This window comes from Pseudonocardia sp. DxW, from assembly GCF_058448985.1.
Map to the genome: position 1 here is coordinate 1 of NZ_JBZFLK010000076.1, position 1,161 is coordinate 1,161.

1 protein-coding gene is annotated in these 1,161 nt (G+C 66.2%); it reads right to left on the reverse strand.

Features of this window, described 5'->3' with window-relative positions:
• Position 1: 1 nt before the first annotated feature.
• Positions 2 to 1,161 (reverse strand): adenosylhomocysteinase (locus ACVJO7_RS34015; RefSeq protein WP_491676370.1); only part of this gene is annotated, 1,160 nt, incomplete at its 5' end.

Sequence of the window (1,161 nt, forward strand, 5' to 3'; positions counted from 1 at the left end):
CTCAGTAGCGGTAGTGCTCGGGCTTGTACGGGCCCTCGACGTCGACGCCGATGTACTCGGCCTGGTCCTTGGACAGCTTCGTCAGCTCCCCGCCCAGCGCCAGCACGTGCACCTTCGCGACCTTCTCGTCGAGGTGCTTCGGCAGCCGGTAGACGTCCTTGTTGTACTCCTCGTGCTTGGTGAACAGCTCGATCTGGGCGATCGTCTGGTTCGCGAAGGAGTTCGACATCACGAACGACGGGTGCCCCGTCGCGTTGCCCAGGTTCATCAGGCGGCCCTCGGAGAGCACCAGGATGGTGTGCCCGTCCGGGAAGACCCACTCGTCGACCTGCGGCTTGATGTTGATCTTGTTGATGCCCGGGATCCGGGCCAGGCCGGCCATGTCGATCTCGTTGTCGAAGTGGCCGACGTTGCACAGGATCGCCTGGTGCTTCATCTTCTGCATCAGGTCGGTGGTGATGATGTCCTTGTTGCCGGTCGTGGTCACCACCACGTCCGCCGAACCGATGACGTCCTCCACCCGAGCCACCTGGAAGCCCTCGAGCAGCGCCTGCAGCGCGCAGATCGGGTCGATCTCGGACACGATCACCCGCGCGCCCTGGCCGGCGAGCGCCTCGGCGCAGCCCTTGCCGACGTCGCCGTAGCCGGCCACGACCGCGACCTTGCCGCCGATCAGGACGTCGGTGGCGCGGTTCAGGCCGTCCAGCAGCGAGTGCCGGATGCCGTACTTGTTGTCGAACTTCGACTTGGTGACCGAGTCGTTGACGTTGATCGCCGGGAACAGCAGCTTGCCCTGCTCGGCGAGCTGGTAGAGCCGGTTGACCCCGGTCGTGGTCTCCTCGGTGACACCGCGGATGTCGGAGTTGATCGTGGTCCAGCGCTTCGGGTCCTCGGCCAGCGAGCGGCGCAGCGTGTCCAGCACGACCCGCTCCTCGTCGGCGACGGTGAGGTCGTCGTCGTCGACGGTCGGGACCACGCCGGTCTGCTCGAACTCGACGCCCTTGTGCACCAGCAGCGTGGCGTCACCGCCGTCGTCGAGGATCATGTTCGGGCCCACGACGTCGCCGTTCTCGTCGCGGAACTTGAACAGCTGCTCGGTGCACCACCAGTAGTCCTCGAGCGTCTCGCCCTTCCAGGCGAACACCGGGACGCCCTGCGGGC